Origin of the sequence: Aeropyrum camini SY1 = JCM 12091, assembly GCF_000591035.1 — an archaeon.
GTDB classification, from domain to species: Archaea; Thermoproteota; Thermoprotei_A; order Sulfolobales; family Acidilobaceae; genus Aeropyrum; species Aeropyrum camini.
On the sequence record NC_022521.1, the window covers coordinates 1,234,808 to 1,251,557 of the forward strand.

At 56.1% G+C, this 16,750-nt stretch carries 16 protein-coding genes; 9 read left to right on the forward strand and 7 right to left on the reverse strand.

The genetic code is table 11. From position 1 onward, the window contains the following. The first annotated feature begins 56 nt into the window (after positions 1–56). Both ACAM_RS06520 and ACAM_RS06525 read left to right on the forward strand, forming a co-directional pair. Entirely contained in the window at positions 57–2,996 is a 2,940-nt protein-coding gene (locus ACAM_RS06520) for an adenosylcobalamin-dependent ribonucleoside-diphosphate reductase (protein ID WP_022542024.1), read from the forward strand. Between the two features lie 104 nt (positions 2,997–3,100). Beyond that, entirely contained in the window at positions 3,101–4,075 is a 975-nt protein-coding gene (locus tag ACAM_RS06525; protein WP_022542025.1) for an FAD-dependent thymidylate synthase, read from the forward strand. 129 nt (positions 4,076–4,204) lie between these two features. Here ACAM_RS06525 and ACAM_RS06530 read toward each other — a convergent pair whose 3' ends face one another. After that, a complete protein-coding gene (locus ACAM_RS06530; protein ID WP_022542026.1) occupies positions 4,205–5,380 on the reverse strand; it encodes a glycosyltransferase family 4 protein in 1,176 nt (391 codons plus the stop codon). Between the two features lie 134 nt (positions 5,381–5,514). Here ACAM_RS06530 and ACAM_RS06535 point away from each other — a divergent pair, with 134 nt between their 5' ends. The 3 genes from ACAM_RS06535 to ACAM_RS06545 all read left to right on the forward strand — a co-directional run bounded on the left by ACAM_RS06535 (position 5,515) and on the right by ACAM_RS06545 (position 8,083). Beyond that, the gene (locus ACAM_RS06535) at positions 5,515–6,459 is read left to right on the forward strand and encodes a homoserine kinase (RefSeq protein WP_022542027.1); all 945 of its coding nucleotides are present in this window, start codon (positions 5,515–5,517) and stop codon (positions 6,457–6,459) included. Positions 6,460–6,465: 6 nt separating this feature from the next. Continuing rightward, positions 6,466–7,635, forward strand: coding sequence for an aminotransferase class I/II-fold pyridoxal phosphate-dependent enzyme (locus ACAM_RS06540; RefSeq protein ID WP_022542028.1), 1,170 nt, complete (start codon positions 6,466–6,468; stop codon positions 7,633–7,635). A gap of 115 nt (positions 7,636–7,750) precedes the next feature. Beyond that, positions 7,751–8,083, forward strand: a complete 333-nt coding sequence (locus ACAM_RS06545) for a hypothetical protein (RefSeq protein ID WP_022542029.1) — start codon at positions 7,751–7,753, stop codon at positions 8,081–8,083. Positions 8,084–8,143: 60 nt separating this feature from the next. On the opposite strand, the gene ACAM_RS06550 is transcribed toward ACAM_RS06545, so the two are convergent. From ACAM_RS06550 to ACAM_RS06560, 3 genes are all read right to left on the reverse strand, one after another. Beyond that, positions 8,144–8,605 (reverse strand): hypothetical protein, encoded by a 462-nt coding sequence (locus ACAM_RS06550; protein ID WP_148706454.1) that lies wholly within the window; start codon positions 8,603–8,605, stop codon positions 8,144–8,146. Then, positions 8,568–9,389: a phosphoribosyltransferase family protein gene (locus tag ACAM_RS06555; RefSeq protein ID WP_022542031.1), complete on the reverse strand. Its 822-nt coding sequence runs from the start codon at positions 9,387–9,389 to the stop codon at positions 8,568–8,570. The genes ACAM_RS06550 and ACAM_RS06555 overlap by 38 nt, the downstream gene beginning before the upstream one ends. A gap of 165 nt (positions 9,390–9,554) precedes the next feature. Beyond that, the gene (locus ACAM_RS06560) at positions 9,555–9,779 is read right to left on the reverse strand and encodes a 30S ribosomal protein S17e (protein ID WP_022542032.1); all 225 of its coding nucleotides are present in this window, start codon (positions 9,777–9,779) and stop codon (positions 9,555–9,557) included. A 164-nt stretch (positions 9,780–9,943) separates the two neighbouring features. Here ACAM_RS06560 and thsB point away from each other — a divergent pair, with 164 nt between their 5' ends. Beyond that, the gene (gene thsB, locus ACAM_RS06565; RefSeq protein ID WP_062662770.1) at positions 9,944–11,587 is read left to right on the forward strand and encodes a thermosome subunit beta; all 1,644 of its coding nucleotides are present in this window, start codon (positions 9,944–9,946) and stop codon (positions 11,585–11,587) included. 200 nt (positions 11,588–11,787) lie between these two features. Beyond that, positions 11,788–12,873 carry a tyrosine--tRNA ligase gene (locus ACAM_RS06570; RefSeq protein WP_022542034.1) on the forward strand — a complete coding sequence of 362 codons (1,086 nt, stop codon included), beginning with the start codon at positions 11,788–11,790 and terminating at the stop codon, positions 12,871–12,873. A 15-nt stretch (positions 12,874–12,888) separates the two neighbouring features. On the opposite strand, the gene ACAM_RS06575 is transcribed toward ACAM_RS06570, so the two are convergent. The 3 genes from ACAM_RS06575 to ACAM_RS08370 are packed head-to-tail and all read right to left on the reverse strand — an operon-like array spanning position 12,889 to position 14,673. After that, complete coding sequence (locus tag ACAM_RS06575; RefSeq protein WP_022542035.1) at positions 12,889–14,283, reverse strand: phosphoadenosine phosphosulfate reductase domain-containing protein; 1,395 nt, start codon at positions 14,281–14,283, stop codon at positions 12,889–12,891. Further along, the gene (locus ACAM_RS06580) at positions 14,258–14,500 is read right to left on the reverse strand and encodes a hypothetical protein (RefSeq protein WP_022542036.1); all 243 of its coding nucleotides are present in this window, start codon (positions 14,498–14,500) and stop codon (positions 14,258–14,260) included. The genes ACAM_RS06575 and ACAM_RS06580 overlap by 26 nt, the downstream gene beginning before the upstream one ends. Continuing rightward, positions 14,497–14,673, reverse strand: coding sequence for a hypothetical protein (locus ACAM_RS08370; RefSeq protein ID WP_022542037.1), 177 nt, complete (start codon positions 14,671–14,673; stop codon positions 14,497–14,499). Before ACAM_RS08370 ends, ACAM_RS06580 begins: the two co-directional genes overlap by 4 nt. A gap of 148 nt (positions 14,674–14,821) precedes the next feature. On the opposite strand from ACAM_RS08370, the gene ACAM_RS06585 reads away from it, so the two are divergent. Both ACAM_RS06585 and ACAM_RS06590 read left to right on the forward strand, forming a co-directional pair. Continuing rightward, entirely contained in the window at positions 14,822–15,466 is a 645-nt protein-coding gene (locus ACAM_RS06585; RefSeq protein ID WP_022542038.1) for a hypothetical protein, read from the forward strand. Further along, entirely contained in the window at positions 15,448–16,749 is a 1,302-nt protein-coding gene (locus tag ACAM_RS06590; protein ID WP_022542039.1) for an anhydromevalonate phosphate decarboxylase, read from the forward strand. The genes ACAM_RS06585 and ACAM_RS06590 overlap by 19 nt, the downstream gene beginning before the upstream one ends. Position 16,750 lies beyond the last annotated feature (1 nt).

A 16,750-nucleotide genomic window follows, 5' to 3' on the forward strand; every position in this document is an offset into this window, starting at 1 on the left:
TCGAATAACAGTAGCTAAGCCACAATACCTTAGGTTTAGCGGGGGTGATTAATAGAATGAGCGACGAGATAGAGCTTAAGCTTATTCAAGAGTCTGTTTACGACCCCTCCAAAGAGCTTGAAGCCCGCAGGAGCCTCTTGAAGAGGATTTACAGTCAGGTCGTCGATGCACGGCGTGGCAGGGAGAGGGCTCTCAACAACGGCCTCCTCACTCCCACACCCAGCTGTGTTGGAGAGGGGGGCTTGTGCAGCGACGACTTAGGCTTCACCTATAACGCCATAAGGGTTCTTATGGCCAGGTACATGGTTAAGGATGAGCTGGGCAGGTTTCTCGAGACGCCTAGCATGGTCATGAGGAGGGTGGCGCTGGGCTTTAGGGAGAGGGTGGACCCAGAGAGGCTGTATAGGCTTCTGGTTGAGAGGAGGTTCATGTTCAACTCGCCCACGCTATTTAACATGTTTGTAGATGGTGCAAGAGGCACCCTCTCAGCATGCTACGTCACTCCCGTCTACGACGACATGGAGTCTATTATGGATGCAGCCACCGTCCAGGCCAAGACATTCAAATGGGGCGGTGGCCAGGGCTTCAGCTTCTCCGAGTTGAGGCCTAGGTGGGATGTGGTTAGGGGCACCAGCGGCTACAGCAGCGGTCCAATGAGCTTCATGAGACTCTATGACACAGTGACGGAGCTTGTTAAACAGGGTGGCAAGCGTAGAGGTGCCAACATGGGTATAATGCATGTGTGGCATCCCGACATTTACACACCTGGCTTCGACCCTGCGGTAGCCCTGAGGAACAGTCTTCCACCGCAGGTGCAGGAGCTGATTGACGCTTTCTCCAGGGTTATCAAGGAGCTGGGCGATGAGGGCTATGAAGTTCCCAGCGAGCTTGTGGAGCTTGTGGAGGGCCTGTCCCGGCATGGATGGTGGACTATAGAGGATGCAGGGTTCATACAAGCCAAGAAGCCTCCGCTTCAGGATGCAAACTTAACCAACTTCAACATAAGCGTTGGGGCTAACGATGCATTCATGCAGGCGGTTATCGAGGGCGGAGACTGGTGGATGGTCAACCCTAGGTACACCGCTAGCGATAAGACAGGTATCTATAGGATACATTACAGCGTATCAAGGGCCACAGGCCTTGGAAGACTCGGCAACCTAATAGAGAAGCACCCGTGGCTGCTGGACAACCCCTATCTTAACCTGTATGAAGACGTTGTTAGGGAAGCCCTCCCCCGAGCCCTGGAGATGCTTGAGGAGCAGGCTAGGAAGTCTGGAATGCCCGCTGACCCGAGGCAGAAGAACGTGCACGCTTGGGTGGTGCCTGCAAGAGAGATATGGAAGGAGATAGTGGAAGCCGCCTGGGGCGGTGGAGACCCGGGTCTAGTGTATTTTGACAACCACAACAAGTGGAGCCCTACACCGTGGCTGGGCGCTGTGAACGCTACAAACCCCTGCTCAGAGCAGACTCTATACCCCTTCGAACCTTGCAACCTGGGCAGCATATCGGTTGACAAGTACGTAGCCGAGGGTAGGTTCGACCTAGAGAGGTTCGCCGGCGACGTCGAATTCCTGACGGAGGCTATGGACGCCGTCATAGATTTGAACAGGCATCCGGACGAGAGGCAGGACAGGGCTAACAAGTTCACACGCAAGATAGGCCTCGGCATAATGGGCCTGGCTGACGCTCTGGCGGGCCTCGGCTACCCTTACGATTCTGAGGAGGCAGTCGCGTTCACAACAATACTGATGGCTGGTCTGGAGGTTTTCAGCTGGAAGCGAAGCTGGGAGATGGGTGCAAGGCTAGGCCATGCACCGGCCTTCGAGTGCAGTGTATTCGACTGGAGGAGCCTGGAGTGTAGAGAGAAGGGTAGCCCAGAGGTGCTTGCAGATCTCCACACCCCAGCACTGGTTAAAGCTGGTATGGTTGCTAGGTTTGAGGGGGAGTGGTTTAAGGTTAGGTATCATAGCCTTGACCTGACCAGGCCCTCCGCAGAGGTGCTGGAGAGGGTTTTCGGGGCTAGGTTCGAGAGAGACGGTAGTGTAAGGCTTGTCACCAGGGAGGCTCTCGAGAGTGTTGCAAGAAAGGTCTTCGGCATCTCTGAGGCTATGGCGGTAGAAGCGGTTGAGATGGGTATCGAGGCTGTGGGAAGCCCGAGGCACCTGCTGGCTCTAGCAGTCTATAAGCCCCTGGAGGCGTGGAGGCTGCTTAGGGAGTACGGTAGAAGGCTCGGGGCTAAGGCCCCGAGGAATACTGTGACTACAACAATAGCTCCAACCGGCACCATAAGTATATTGGCGGGCACTAGCAGCGGGATAGAACCCTACTTCGCCCTGGTCTACAAGAGGCAGGTGGCTGTGGGGACCTTCCTAGAGGTTGTATCGCGGTTTAGGGAGGACCTGCTGAAGGCGGCGGAGAGGTATGGCGTGGGCAGGGATGCGCTGGAGCTTGTTTACGAGGAGGTTAGAAGGCATAAAGGTAGCCTGAGGTGGGCTCTAAACGTTGTGGCGGAGAAGCTCGAGGGGAAGGTGAGCGAGGGCTTCCTCGAGGAGCTGGCCAGGCTAGCTAGAAAATACGCGACCAGCATGGACTTCCCCCTATGGTACCACCTGGCACACCAGATAGCCGCCCAGCTCTACGTAGACCAGGCTATAAGCAAGACTGTCAACCTACCGAAGACCGCCACGCCGGAAGATGTGGAGGCCTCATACCTGGCGGCATGGCTAGGCGGTCTGAAAGGCTTCACCGTCTACAGGGACGAGAGCAAGGGCAGACAGGTCATAGTATTCGGAGCCCAGGAAGGCGGTCTGAAGGGCAGGATACTGAGGAGGGTGCGCAAGGCGAGGATGGCACTTCCGAGGAGGAGGCTCAACCCTAGAGAGGCTGAGCGCGACCCTAGGCTGGCTCAGGTGTTTGAGGTGAAGACTGTGGAGGGCGATGAGGGGGTGACGGTAGAGTTAACCGAGAACTCTACCTGTAAGACGTGCCACCTCTAGGCTCCTAGAGTTTTTATGGTTAGCGCCATAAAACGTCTACACCCCCCCTCTCCCACCTCATCTCCTCATCCACCACACATGCCATGAAGTCTCACGGGGCGTCGTTGGCATCCTACAGGGTTGAAGCCAGCCTAGGCATCTCCGTCAGGCTCCTAGAGTACACTGTCGAAGGAGAGCGTATTGTGGCCGTGGCTAGTAAGGTTAGCCTCTCCCGCAGTCCCGCGGAAAGGCTTCTGAGCATAGGAGAAGAGGAGGTGGAGAAGTGGATACTCGAGACTTTTAGGAGACAACACTTCAGCCCGTGGGAGCACAGCGTCTACACATTCATGGTGGAAGGGCTCTCGAGAGTGGCCAGCCACCAGCTGGTTAGACACAGGGTGGCTAGCTATACACAGCTGAGTCACAGGTACAGCGAGGGCTACCTCAGGGAAGCAGCTCTCAAAGCCTGCGAGTACCTAGGTCTAAACTGTCCCCCTAAACCGTCAGAGACCGAGGGAGGGCGGAAGGCTGCGTACATGCTGTATTCACAAGCCCTTGAGAGAGCTGCTGGCGAACTGTCGGATAGTGAGAAGCTTGGGGTAGTGGCAAAGGCCTTCGTCATGCCGCCCAGCGTGCTGGCTAGGAACGGTGGAGGGGGGGTTGTTGATGCGTACCTAAAAGCAACGGCAGCCTATTACAGGCTACTCTCGCAGGGTATAAGACGGGAGGACGCCCGTTACATCCTTCCCGACGCGCTGAGGACTAGAATAGTAGTCACTATGAACGCTAGGGAGCTTATACAAGTATTCTTCCCCTTAAGGATGTGCACCAGGGCCCAGTGGGAGATACGCCACATAGCCTGGCTTCTCTGGCGAGAACTATCCAGGGTTCACCCCAGACTGTTCAGGTGGGCAGGCCCCAGCTGCGTCCTACGGGAGAACACCCTCAGGACAGAGCCCGCCAGCCTCAACAGCTATCTGGAGGGGAGAGAGGGCTTCACCCAGCCAAGATGTCCCGAACTCGTGGAGAACAAGGCTATACCCGGGTGCCTAAGGCAAGCGGCATCTGTCGCCCCTCAGGGAGACGGGGAATACGAGTAGCATGGCTCAGGAGAAGTTGGGGAGTATCGAGGGCCTGAGCACTTTGATAACCGAGGCGCCGCTGCTCCTCCACGCAGGAAATACTACGCTAACCCCAAACACATAGCCCTAGTTTATACAACGGGGTCTTCAACGCCTCGCACTCATGTAGTAGCCGTAGACTTTGAGAATCTTTGGCACCACTTTCCTCCAGTCATAATGCTCGAGAACGGTTTTCCTGGCCTCCTCGCCCATTTTCCTTCTGAGCCCGCTGTCTTGGAGCAGTGTTATTAGTGCTTTGGCAAGCTCTCTCGAGGAGCCCGGTTTTACTAGTAATCCGGTCTTGCCATGCTTTACCACGTCTTTAAGTCCTCCCTGCCTCGAGGCTACTACTGGCGTCCCGGAGGAGAGGGATTCTAAGGCTACTATACCGAAGCTCTCGTTCACTATGCTGGGCACAGCTGTTACCCAGGCGAGGGAGTATAGCCTCGGCTTCTCCGACTCGGGGACGACTCCAAGCATCTTAACATTACCCTCTAGGCCGTAGCGCGCTATTAGTAGTCTTATTATCGGCTCGAACTCGCCCTTACCACCTATGTACAGCTGCGCGTCTCTAATCTCGTCTACCACCTGCCTGAAAGCCCTGACGAGGACGTGGGCTCCCTTCCTCCAGACAAGCCTACCGAGGAAAAGGACCAGAGGATAGTCGGACTTGGGCGTCGATGGCTTGAACCTCTCGACGTCAACACCGTTAGGTATTATGTAGCGGTCAACGCTATCGCCAACTATACCCTCTACCATCCTGTCCGCGGCACTGCTCACACTTATGACGGCCTGCGCATTGGGTAGGAGGTATCTGGTCGGTAGCACTATAGAAGCTATCCTCCAGAGGGCTACTTTGTCGTATGCGAGGAAGATGGAGTGGTTGGTGGCAACCCTGGGCAGGCCTAGGTCCCGGGCTGACTTGAGGGCTAGTAGGCTGGTTAGGGTGTATATGTGGTGTGAATGTACTATGTCGGGACCCAGCGTCTTGATCTCCCTCTTAAGGTCGAAAGGGTCGGGTGGGACGAAGATAATCTCCAGGGGGAAGAGGGGCTTTACTATGTAGTGGCCCTCGGCCTCAAGATCCTTTACATCGCCCTTCCCCAGAGCCCTCGATACTATAATTACCTCGTAACCGAGATCTTGGAGGAGGCGTGTAAGATCCCTTACATGCGACTGCACCCCTCCCACTGAGCTAGGGTGGAAGTCCATAACCATGGCTATCCTAGAGCCCCTGGGGGGAGGGCTGCTCTCGAGGTCCTCGACCCTTTTTAGACCGCCCAACGCTGTTCACCGTTAACCAGTAGGTTGTTGAGCTTTAGATTGGGCTGCGGAAAGCGTGTTGCCAGGGGTAATCTTTATATTGTCAAGAGGTATTATCAAAACCCCTTAGAAAGCCGTGGGGGTGTCTAGATGCTTTGGCCTGCTCCAGAGCTAGGGCTAGGGCTTACTCCTCCGCAGCCAACCTAGGCCCCGGCTTCGACGCTCTAGCGGTGGCTTTGAATGCTTACTACGACGAGGTTGAGGCTAAAATCTGCACCGGCCGTGGAGGCGGCGTTTATGTGGATAGGGTGGAGGGCAAGTTCTCGGTAGGCGTCTCGCCAGGTTCCAACACAGCCGCAGAAGCAGTTCGGGAGCTACTTAATAGCGAGGGTGTTGAGGCCGAGGTCGAGATTAGGATATACAAGGGCGTGCCGCCTGGCAGAGGGCTAGGCAGCAGCGGGGCTTCTGCTGCTGCAGCGGTTGTTGCAGTGTCTCACGCTCTAGACATGGAACTCGCCAAGGAGAAGCTAGTATTCTATGCAGGGGCGGGCGAGAGGGCGGCGGCTGGGCAGCCCCATTTCGACAATGCAGCCGCCAGTATACTCGGCGGGCTTGCTATAGTAGCCAGCGACTCTGCGGGCAGGCTCCGCGTCTTCACTGTCCCGTTGGAGGCTTGGTTCTCGGTGGTGACGCCGATGAACCCTGTCCCGGAGGGTAAGACGGGTGTGATGAGGAGTGTGCTACCGGAGAGAGTCGGTTTCGGCGAGGCAGTGAGGAACTTCTCGAGGGCGGCAGGCATTGTAGCGGCCGCGGTTAACGGCGATCTAGAGTCGATGGGGGCTCTCATGATGTCTGACGAGATAGTGGAGCCTCGTAGAAGGAGTTACGTGCCGTGCTATAGCCAGGTGAGAAAGGCAGCCCTCCATGCGGGCGCACTAGGCTTCACACTAAGCGGAGCTGGCCCCTCCATGGTAGCTCTGGCTGCTAGCAGGGAGGCGGCGGTTGAGATAGCGTCTGCCATGGAGGAGGCCTGCGCATGCTGCGAGAACCCTCTGGCTACCGTTGCTGAGCCCGGCCCAGGAGCCTATCTAGTAGGGTGATGTGCTGTGGGTTGGGTTACAAGGTGGGTTAGAGGCGGCTGGAGGCCTTCGAAAGACCCGGCTAGAGAGCCTGTGGTGCCTCCCGTGAGCGTATCAGCTATCTACGTCCACCCTCCCGGCAGCTTTGAGCGCGAGTATCCTAGAGTAGGCGATCTTAAGTATGGGCGGGAGAACAACCCTACAGTGCTAGGCTTCGAGGAGGCCCTGGCTAGCCTGGAGGAAGGCCGCTGGGCACTTGCCTTCAACAGTGGGATGGCTGCACTCTCTACACTAGTATTCTACGAGATAGCCAGAGGGGCTCGGAGGATTCTTCTTGAACGGCTAACTTACGGCTCCACGAGAAGCCTTCTAGAAATGGTTTCCTCGATAACCGGGGTCGAGGTTAGGCTGGCTGGCCCCCCATGGGAGAGCCTCCTAGACCTCGTCTGCTGGTCTGACCTGGTTATAGTGGAGTCGATGGCCAACCCAACACTCAGAGTACCGCCTCTGAGCGAGGTCTATGGGGAGGCGAGAAGCTGTGGTGCTAGGGTTGTAGTAGACAATACATTCGCGACGCCAGTAGCATATAGGCCGCTGGAGGGGGGGGCTCGCTATTCCCTTGAGAGCCTTACCAAATACATCTCAGGGCATAACGACGTTGTCGGCGGCTCCATATCGGGCGGTTTTGATGACGATCTTGAACCGCTTTGGAACATGAGAAAGATCATGGGAACTATTATGCAGCCTATAGACGCCTACCTGGCGTGGCGCGGAATGAAGACGCTCAAACCCAGGTTTGAAGCCCAGTCCAAGGCTGCTCTGGAGGTTGCTGAGTGGCTTGAGAGCCGTGAGAAGGTGAAGAGGGTTTACTACCCAGGGCTTCCCAGCCATCCGGACCACGAGCTGGCTAGGAAGGAGCTGAACGGGCTCTACGGTGCAGTGGTGAGCTTCGAGATAGGGGGGGGAAGGGGGGAGGTGTTCAGGCTACTCTCGAGGCTGAAGCTTGTGACGCCCAGCCCGAGTTTCGGAGGGGTCGAGACGATTATATCTTATCCAGCCATATCCAGCCACAGCAACCTAGACCCCGTGGAGAGGGCTGAGCTTGGTATAACCGAGGGGCTGCTGAGGCTGAGCGTTGGTCTTGAAGATGTGGCTGACGTCATCAGCGATTTATCACAAGCTCTCTCGGCAATATAGAACAAGCACCCGCTCTAAGCAACACAGTATCACCGTGTGAATACACCAGTATCATTTACGCTGAACCCCCTACCCTATACAGCGTTCATAACTTTTTCCCGGGTGCCAGAGGAGAATGGCTGTACCCTTCCTCTGGAGGCAGGCTATCAGCCTTTCCGAGTTTTACAGGGAGATAGCCAAGGGCCAGAAAGACCCGTTTAAGAAGAGCATTCTAAACCTAGCGTCAATAGCGCTCGAGGAGCTTTCGGACGAGCTAGCCGCAGGGGCGGTGAGAGAGGCTACCAGGAAGAAGCTCATGTATATCAGGGATATGATGAGGCACAACAATATGCCGCACTACAGCCTAGACAAGATAATAGAGAGAGTGTCGAGGACAGCGTGGAACGGTGTTCCAGTGGGGAGCCCTGGCGGTATAGGGGGTTACGAGTACCTGCTAGGCCTCACGTAGCGATGGAGATTCATATTCTACGGTATTAGCGAGCGATGGCCATGGTGTTGAGAGTGTTGCTCACAGCTTAAGCCTCATAGCCCTCGACGCGGTAACCTCCTCTAGCTCCCGCTGGCTGCATACTTTCCTGCCGCCCTCAGAAGCTTCGAGTCTTAGAAGATTGAGTAGCCTCAATAGACTATCCTTAGACAGACCTACAATATATATTACATCAAACTTCTCGGCTGGCTTCAGCTCAGAGAGCTGTTTAAGTCCTAGCGAGATTATCTTCACGTGCAGTGCTGGATTGCGGATTCTAGCAGATCCCGCTGTACGGTCCTCAAGCATGTAGAGGTATGCTATAGCTACCTTACACGGCCCGGGATCCTCATCCCCCGTGTAGTACACGGTAACCGGATCCTCGCCCGCTTGCAACTCCTCGTCAGGCTGTTTGGGAGGAGGTTCTACTCTGGCTAGGTAGATGGGGATGAGGGGAGTGTGGATCTCAAACATTATAGCCCGATGCCCTGAGCTCCTCCTCAACCTCCCTCCTCTCCCATGGGAACACGATCCACTTATCCAGGCTCTTAGAGTAGTAGTCTGGCACCAGGTTTGTCCAGGGCTTTATATATAGTGTGGCTGTCTTTACCTGGGCTGGAAGGTAGAGGTCAACAGCCTCTATAGCGTGTTGCAGGGTTAAACCAGAGTCGCTAACGTCATCCACTATAAGAACATTCTTGTCTTTAACCTCTATCACGAGCGGCTGTCTTAGGAAGGGTCTCGGCTTCCTAACCCCCACGGATGTGTAGAGCTTAATCTCGACCACACCTATATTCTTGACGCCTAGAGCGTCGGCGAGGAGGAGGGCGGGGACAATGCCGCCCCTCAGTATACCAACTATGACTTCCGGCTCGAAACCGCTCCTAACTATCTTATCGGCGACATCACTAACAGCATGCTCTATATCCCTCCACGTGAGGTGTATAAGCTCAACCCTCCTACCACTAACCTCCTTTGAACCCCCGTGGGTTACTGGCAGCACAATAACCTCCTCCTCCACCTCCTGGTCCTCTGGCAGTAGGCGGTAGTCGACTCCATCGACGAAAACCAGGTAGCCTGGCTTAGGCCTCCCCTCCTCGTCTATAGCCTCCTTAAGCCCCTCAACCTGCTCAACAGCCTTCCTCAAAACAGCACTCCAGCCAAGCTCTCCGCCCTCAACCTCTATGATCTCCCTTCCAACCCTCTCCCTAAGGCCTCCCATTAGCCTGACTCTAACCTTCCTACTAGTGGAGCTAGAACCTCCCTCCGTCGAATAGACGCTATTCATAATCTTATCCCCGCTAGGCCCGACGATCTAGTCTTATAATATCCTATGAGAGAGCCAGGCTTAATCAAGGTTGAAACCTGAGAGCCTTGTGTAGACTAGGATTTAGGATATAGGAGCAGAGGGCTCCCGGGTAGCTAGCCAGGCTGGAGGAGGTTGGTCTCCTGTTTATATCCTAGCAGACGCCTCCTCAGCCTTCTTCCTCTTGGCCGCCATATTGACGAGGTGTGTTATATAGCCTGCTATCTGGTTTCTAAGCTTCTTACTCCTATACTCTATGAGCTGTGATACTACTTTTTTATTGTGCTCGAAGTCGCCTGTGAAGAGATCAGGATACTTTTCGAGAAGCCTTCTAGCAGTCCTCTTAACAAGCCTTATTCTAACCTTACCCATGTTGCGATCCCCGGATCGTTAAGGGAGGGTTTCCGCGAGGCTTTATAATGTTCGCCTCTGCTAGTGTTTTTAAGCTTTTCCATCCATTGCTTCCTTGAAAAAGCTTATATAGAAGCGTAGTAACTTAGAGTTTACCGGAACTTATGGTTGACCGGGTGATAGAGATGGCGGTTCAGCAGCCTATGACAGAGCCTGTAGGTATCCCAGTTATAATACTCAAGGAGGGCACCCAGAGGTCCTACGGCCGTGAGGCCCTCAGAGCCAACATAATGGCTGTAAGAGCTATAGCCCAGATTCTGAAAACGACCTACGGCCCGAAAGGCATGGATAAAATGCTGGTCGATAGCCTGGGCGACATCACTATAACGAACAACGGAGCCACCATACTGGACAAGATGGATGTGGCCCACCCTGCTGCCAAGATGCTTGTGCAGATAAGTAAGGGCCAGGAGGATGAGGCGGGCGACGGGACTAAGACCACCGTCATATTCGCGGGCGAGCTTCTGAAGGAGGCTGAGAAGCTTCTAGACATTAATATCCACCCGACGATAATTGTGGAGGGCTATAAAGAGGCCCTCAGGAAGGCCAGCGAGGTTATAGAGTCTATAGCCGAGCCCGTCTCCTATGACGATGTTGAGAAGCTGAAGCTAATAGCCAAGACCAGCCTCAACAGCAAGGCTGTAGCCGAGGCTAGAGACTACTTCGCGGACCTCGCAGTAGAGGCCGTCAGGACCATAGCCGAGAAGAGGGGCGACAAGTGGTATGTCGACCTGAACAACATACAGATCGTCAAGAAGCATGGCGGCAGCCTAAGGGACACCAGGCTGGTCAGGGGTATAGTGCTCGACAAAGAGGTTGTCCACCCCGACATGCCCAGGAGGGTTGAGAACGCCAAGATAGCGCTACTCGACACGCCTCTAGAGATAGAGAAGCCCGAGATAGACCTGGAGATTAGCATAACCAGCCCCGAGCAGATAAAGGCCCTCTATGAGAAGCAGGAGAGGATACTCCAGGAGAAGATCGAGAAGATCGCCGCTACCGGTGCTAACGTCGTGATCACCCAGAAGGGCATCGACGACGTGGCCCAGCACTTCCTGGCGAAGAAGGGTATACTGGCTGTGAGGAGGGTGAAGAGGAGCGACATAGAGAAGATAGCCAGGGCTACGGGCGCTAGGATTGTGACCGACATAGACGATCTCAGGCCCGAGGACCTCGGCTACGCCGAGCTGGTTGAGGAGAGGAAGGTCGGAGAGGATAAGATGGTGTTCATAGAGGGCGCCAAGAACCCGAAGAGCGTCACCATACTACTCAGAGGCGGCTTCGAGAGGCTAGTCGACGAGGCTGAGAGGGCCCTCCACGACGCCCTCAGCGTAGTGGCCGACGCCATAATGGATGGTAAGATTGTGGCTGGCGGCGGCGCCGTCGAGGCGGAGATCGCTAAGGTGCTGTACGAGTACTCCTCTAAGCTGCCTGGCAAGACACAGCTGGCGGTCGAGGCCTTCGCTAGGGCTGTTGAGGCTCTACCCCAGGCCCTAGCCCACAACGCTGGCCACGACCCGATAGAGGTTCTCGTCAAGCTGAGGAGTGCCCACGAGAGGCCTGAGAACAAGTGGTACGGCGTAGACCTGGACACTGGCGATATAGTGGACATGTGGAGCAGGGGAGTGCTAGAGCCTATGAGGGTTAAGCTCAACGCGCTGAAGGCTGCTACAGAGGTGGCCTCCCTAATACTGAGGATCGACGACGTCATAGCCGCTAGGAAGGAAGAGGAGGAGAAGGAGGAGAAGAAGGGCGGGGAGGAGGAGTAAACCCCCAGCCCCCCAGTAAAGAGAGATACATCCCTTTTTAACACGTTTAATCCCCACCTAATTCCCGTCTAGTCGCACCTAACACCTCCTACGGCTCGGCCCTTTCAAACCCCCTCCTCCCAGCTATATCTTATAACTCTGTTTGTAGGCAGATTCGAGTTTGGAGTATTAGCGGTTGGCGAGAGCCGGGGTGGCTGCCTGTGGATGTTGAAGAGAGGTTCAACAGGATTGCTCGGAATACCGTCGAAATTGTTACCGTCGACGAGTTGAGGAGGCTACTGGAGTCAGGCGGGGGTATTAAGGGTTACATAGGCTATGAGCCCAGCGGCGTCGCCCATATAGGCTGGCTTGTGTGGATGTATAAGGTTAAGGATCTGGTGGAGGCCGGTGTAGATTTCTCCGTATTAGAGGCTACCTGGCACGCCTATATAAACGATAAGCTCGGGGGGGACATGGAACTCATTAGGACTGCCGCGAGGATTGTGAGGCGTGTTATGGAGGCTGCCGGAGTTCCCGCTGAGAGGGTTAGGTTTGTGGACGCTGAGGAGCTTGCCAGCGATAAAGACTACTGGGGGCTTGTCATAAGGGTTGCCAAGAGGGCCAGCCTGGCGAGGGTTAGGAGGGCGCTAACTATAATGGGTAGGAGGGCTGAGGAGGCCGAGGTCGACGCTTCAAAACTCATATACCCCCTAATGCAGGTGTCTGACATCTTCTACATGGACCTCGACATAGCCCTTGGAGGTATGGATCAGAGGAAAGCGCATATGCTGGCTAGGGATGTGGCCGAGAAGCTAGGCAGGAAGAAGCCTGTTGCAATCCACACCCCCATAATCTCTAGCCTCCAGGGCCCGGGGAGGATGGAGGCTTCCCCGGGTGAGATAGATGATGTACTGGCCGAGGTAAAGATGAGCAAGTCCAAGCCTGAGACTGCTGTGTTCGTGGTTGACAGCGACGAGGATATAAGGAGGAAGATAAGGAAGGCTTACTGCCCAGCCAGGCAGGTTCAGGGTAACCCTGTGCTCGAGATAGCTAGGTACGTTCTATTCGCTAGAGACGGGTTTATACTCAGGGTGGAGAGGCCCTCCAGGTATGGGGGCCCTGTAGAGTATGTGAGCTACGAGGAGCTGGAGAGAGACTATGCCGAGGGGAGGCTGCACCCCCTGGACCTCAAGAACGCTGTAGCAGAGAGTCTGGTCGAGATAGTGAGGCCCATAAGGGAGGCGGTCCTCAGCGACTCTACAATGAGGAGGGCCCTGGAAGTTATAGAGGGTAGGGTAACGAGGTAGTATATTGCCCGACCTTTAGACCCCGCATATGCAGGCTCCAAGGTCGCCTCCAAACCCCTTCTTCTTCAACTCGAGGAACTTCTCCACAAGCTCCTTATGCCCAGGCCTCTCCCTGAGTATTCTATCCATTATACCGTTCCTCTTCATAACCTCTATCTCCCAGCTCCTGAGGGCGAAGCATAGGTAGCAGCCTATCCTGTAGAACCCGGCCTCGTAGAGCGGGTTGAGCGGTATGCCCTTCGAGAGTATGTAGAGCTGGACGTGGCCTCCACTCCATAGTTTCAGGGGCGAAGCTACAGGGTACCCCAGCTTCTCGTCGTGCCTGAGGGGCGGTCTTCGGCCCCTCTTCTCCGACTCTCCGTCCCTATCCCCTGTTACTATGATTGTTTTGCCGCTGGAGAGCGTTTGGAACGCTCTCCTGAGGGCGTCGAGCTTCCTTCCGGTGCACCACCGGTATTCTGGGTCCGGCATCGGCATCCCCTCTATTAGGAGGCCATCGTCTACGTCCGCCTTCGCATAGACCAGGTCCACTCCAAGGGAGGAGGCCACTTTCTCAACGTACTCCGCATTCTCTATGAAGTCTATTCCCGTGTCGACGTAGACAGCTCTAACAGCCTCCCTGCCGAACGCTTCGACAGCAACGAGGAGGGCTGCGGTCGAGTCTTTACCGCCGCTCCACGGCACTATAACCGTGTCAACGTCTTCACCCGCCCTCTTCAGGACCCCCACAGAGTGGTGCTCTAGCATAGCCAGGATACTCCTGTTAGCCTCTACTAGTGTTTCAAGCCCCACGCGAACAGGCTTAACACCCCTATACAGCTTCCCCTGGGGTAGAGGCTTAGAGTTGTCTATCACCAGCTCCCCAAGGGGCCGGGGACCGGCGTATACCAGATGCTTCCCCCCATACATTTTGAATAGTAGGGCAGCCCCTCCCACGCTCCTCTGCATAAACATGCCCAGGACCTTAGAGCCCCTCCCGTAGACAAAGAAGCTGTCACCCTGAGGACTGTAGGGGAGGTGCTCGACCTCTACAGCGCCGGGCTGCCGGGAGAGAATGAATGTGGAGCCGCTCCAGTGGGTCCTAAGCCTAAGCCTAGCCCTGGCGCTGTTGAGGGAGGCGTATATTGTTTCTATCCTCACGTTCCTAACCCTCGACCCCTTAACCACCGCCACCTCTGAGAATGGGGGGAGCTGGCTCTCCAGGCTCTCTATACTATCGGGGCCGAGGTCCTCCCTCCCCATGAGGAATACGGTGAATGGCCTCGCCTCCTCCAGTATAGCCTCTTCCAGCGCGCCGCCCCTGGGGCCGCCGAGGCTCTCCACCTCTATGCCCCATCCTCCCATGAACTTGTCTAACGCAGCCCTAGCTGCCTTGGCGTCCTTCCTACTCCTCGCCACTACTCTTAGCATGGAATTTCAGCCACCCGTAGATTAGTATTGATCCTGTGCTGATAAAAAGAGCCCCGACAACTATGGATACTGCTATGAGAGTGTACCTGACTATGGCCAGGAACTTCTCTATGTTAGAGTCTAGGAGGAGGTATGGGTATGCTATGCCTAGGACTATGCCTACTGCTATGAATATAACCCCCGTGACGAGGGGCCTCGTACTAGCACTCCCCCTCAAGGCTTCAGCACCCTATCAGCCTTTATCCTCTTGAACATCTCCCTAGCCTTGTTAAGGGCCTCCTCATCGTTGGAGGCTGCAACGTTGAACACTATACCGCTACCCCTCTCCCTAACCCTGAACCTCCTCTCCCCGAAGAGAACATAGGACTCTAGAATCTCGAACTCCGGCAACTCCAGCACCTCGCACTCGGCCCCAACGAGCTCCCGAGGCCTATATAATCTTTGGGGTAATGGTTAATAATTTACCAATGGATACAGCAGGCCCTGTTGACAGGCCTTCAAAACCTCTCGGCGGGGGTGCTGCGTACTGGGCAGGACTGTGAAACGTATACTCTGGCTAGACGGCAGGCCCTCCGCGCTTAGGGTTGTGAAGCAGCATATGGAGCTGCTCGCCCGCCAGGGGATAGAGTTGGAGGTGCCCGGCAGCCACCCCCACCCCCCGCGTGGGGGCTGCGAGATAGCCGTACTACCGCCCCTAGGTAGCCCGGAGAGGACCTGGGCCGAGGGTTTTATAGCCCAGCTGGGCTGCAGGCGCCTGGTCTCCGGAGAGGACCCCCTGGAGGCCCTCTACACAGCCCTAGCCCATCCGGGATCGGGATTCATGCATGTCGCCGTCGGTATAGACCCCGGCAGGATGTGCACCGCGGTCGCCCTGGCAGACGGCCTGGTTCTGTGGGAGTGGAAGGGAGGTTGCGGGGATCTGGGCCTTGCTGTAGAGGGTGTTCTAGCCAGAATACCCCACGAGGGGAGCGCCGTATATTTAGGCTCGGGCCCCAGCTTCGAGGAGGCTGAGAAGAGCCTGGCGGCAGCTGGCCTCGGCTACATCATCGTCGAGGAGTGGGGCTCCACTAGATCGCCGTACGAGCCGCCTGGAGGGCTTTCGGGCCTCTTCTCTGATAAGGATATACTTGCTTCGATTACAATAGCTTACAGAGGTCTATCGAGATGGAGGATGCGAGTCTGAAGAGCTTTCTGGAGAATGTAGGGTATAAGTATGTTGACAAGACTCTTTCCAGGGACTACCAGGTAGCCAGGCTAATAGCCGAGACTCAGGGATGCGGCCCCGCCCTTCTGGCGAGGATTGAGGGTGTCAGGCAGCCCGTAGCCATTAACATAGTAGATACCCGTGAGAAGCTTTACAAAGCACTGGGGGTCTCGGCCGACCAGGATGCGTACGCCAGGATAATAGCGTCCTCCACCAGCCCCGGGAGGCTGGAGCATGTGGATAGCCCGCCGCTGGAGGAGCTGCCGGAAGGCTTCGAGGGGCTCCCCGCGGCTAAGTTCTACGAGGGCGAGGCGGGGCAGTATCTCTCGTCGGGCATCGTCATAGCCTGCTACGAGGGCGTTTGCAACGCCAGCATACATAGACTCCTAATACTAGGCAGGGATAAGGCTGCCATACGCATAGTTCCACGCCACCTCTGGCACCTCTACAGGAGGGCTAGGGATGCGGGGGAGGACCTCCCAGCCACCATAATTGTGGGCGTGCACCCCGCCGTCTTGCTAGCCGCCGCCACAAGCCCGCCTCTGGGCGTGTTCGAGCTTGGAGTGGCAGCTGGCATGCTCGGGGGGTCTATGAAGGTCTACAAGAGCCCCGTTCACGGCAACCCCGTCCCCCTGGGAGCGGCTATGGTGGCCGATGTTTGGATAACTGGAGAGCTTGTTGAGGAGGGCCCTTATGTCGACGCCCTGCTCACCTACGATAGAGTGAGGAGGCAGCCCGTTGTAAGGCTCGAGAGAGCCTACTATAGGGAGGGGGAGTATACACACACTATAATGGGGGGGAGCCTAGAGCATGTTAACCTGATGGGCTTCCCCAGGGAGGCGAGTATATGGGAGGCGGTGAGGAGGGCCATACCCAGGGTTAGGGCCGTGAGGCTCACCCCCGCCAGTGGGGGGTGGCTCCATGCGGTGATTGCTATTGAGAAGCAGCACGATGGCGACGGGAAGACAGCGATAATGGCGGCGTTCGCGGCACACCCAAGCCTCAAGCACGTGGTAGTTGTTGATGGAGACGTGGACGTCGACGACCCCATGCAGGTGGAGTGGGCGATAGCAACCCGCTTCCAGGCCGATAAGGACCTGGTCGTAATACCCCGGGCCAGGGGCTCGACCCTCGACCCGAGCGCAGCCGACGGCCTCACAGCGAAGATGGGGTTAGACGCCACCAAGCCTCTAAACGCTAACACGGGGTATAAGAGGGGGAGGATACCCGGGTTTAAATGGGGCTCCACAAGATGCCCCTAGC

Coding starts and splice junctions, on each gene's coding strand:
- ACAM_RS06590 (WP_022542039.1), top strand. CDS start 15,448: ATGGAGGATGCGAGTCTGAAGAGCTTTCTGGAGAATGTAGGGTATAAG.
- ACAM_RS06520 (WP_022542024.1), top strand. CDS start 57: ATGAGCGACGAGATAGAGCTTAAGCTTATTCAAGAGTCTGTTTACGAC.
- thsB (WP_062662770.1), top strand. CDS start 9,944: ATGGCGGTTCAGCAGCCTATGACAGAGCCTGTAGGTATCCCAGTTATA.
- ACAM_RS06555 (WP_022542031.1), bottom strand. CDS start 9,389: ATGAATAGCGTCTATTCGACGGAGGGAGGTTCTAGCTCCACTAGTAGG.
- ACAM_RS06560 (WP_022542032.1), bottom strand. CDS start 9,779: ATGGGTAAGGTTAGAATAAGGCTTGTTAAGAGGACTGCTAGAAGGCTT.
- ACAM_RS06545 (WP_022542029.1), top strand. CDS start 7,751: ATGGCTGTACCCTTCCTCTGGAGGCAGGCTATCAGCCTTTCCGAGTTT.
- ACAM_RS06575 (WP_022542035.1), bottom strand. CDS start 14,283: ATGCTAAGAGTAGTGGCGAGGAGTAGGAAGGACGCCAAGGCAGCTAGG.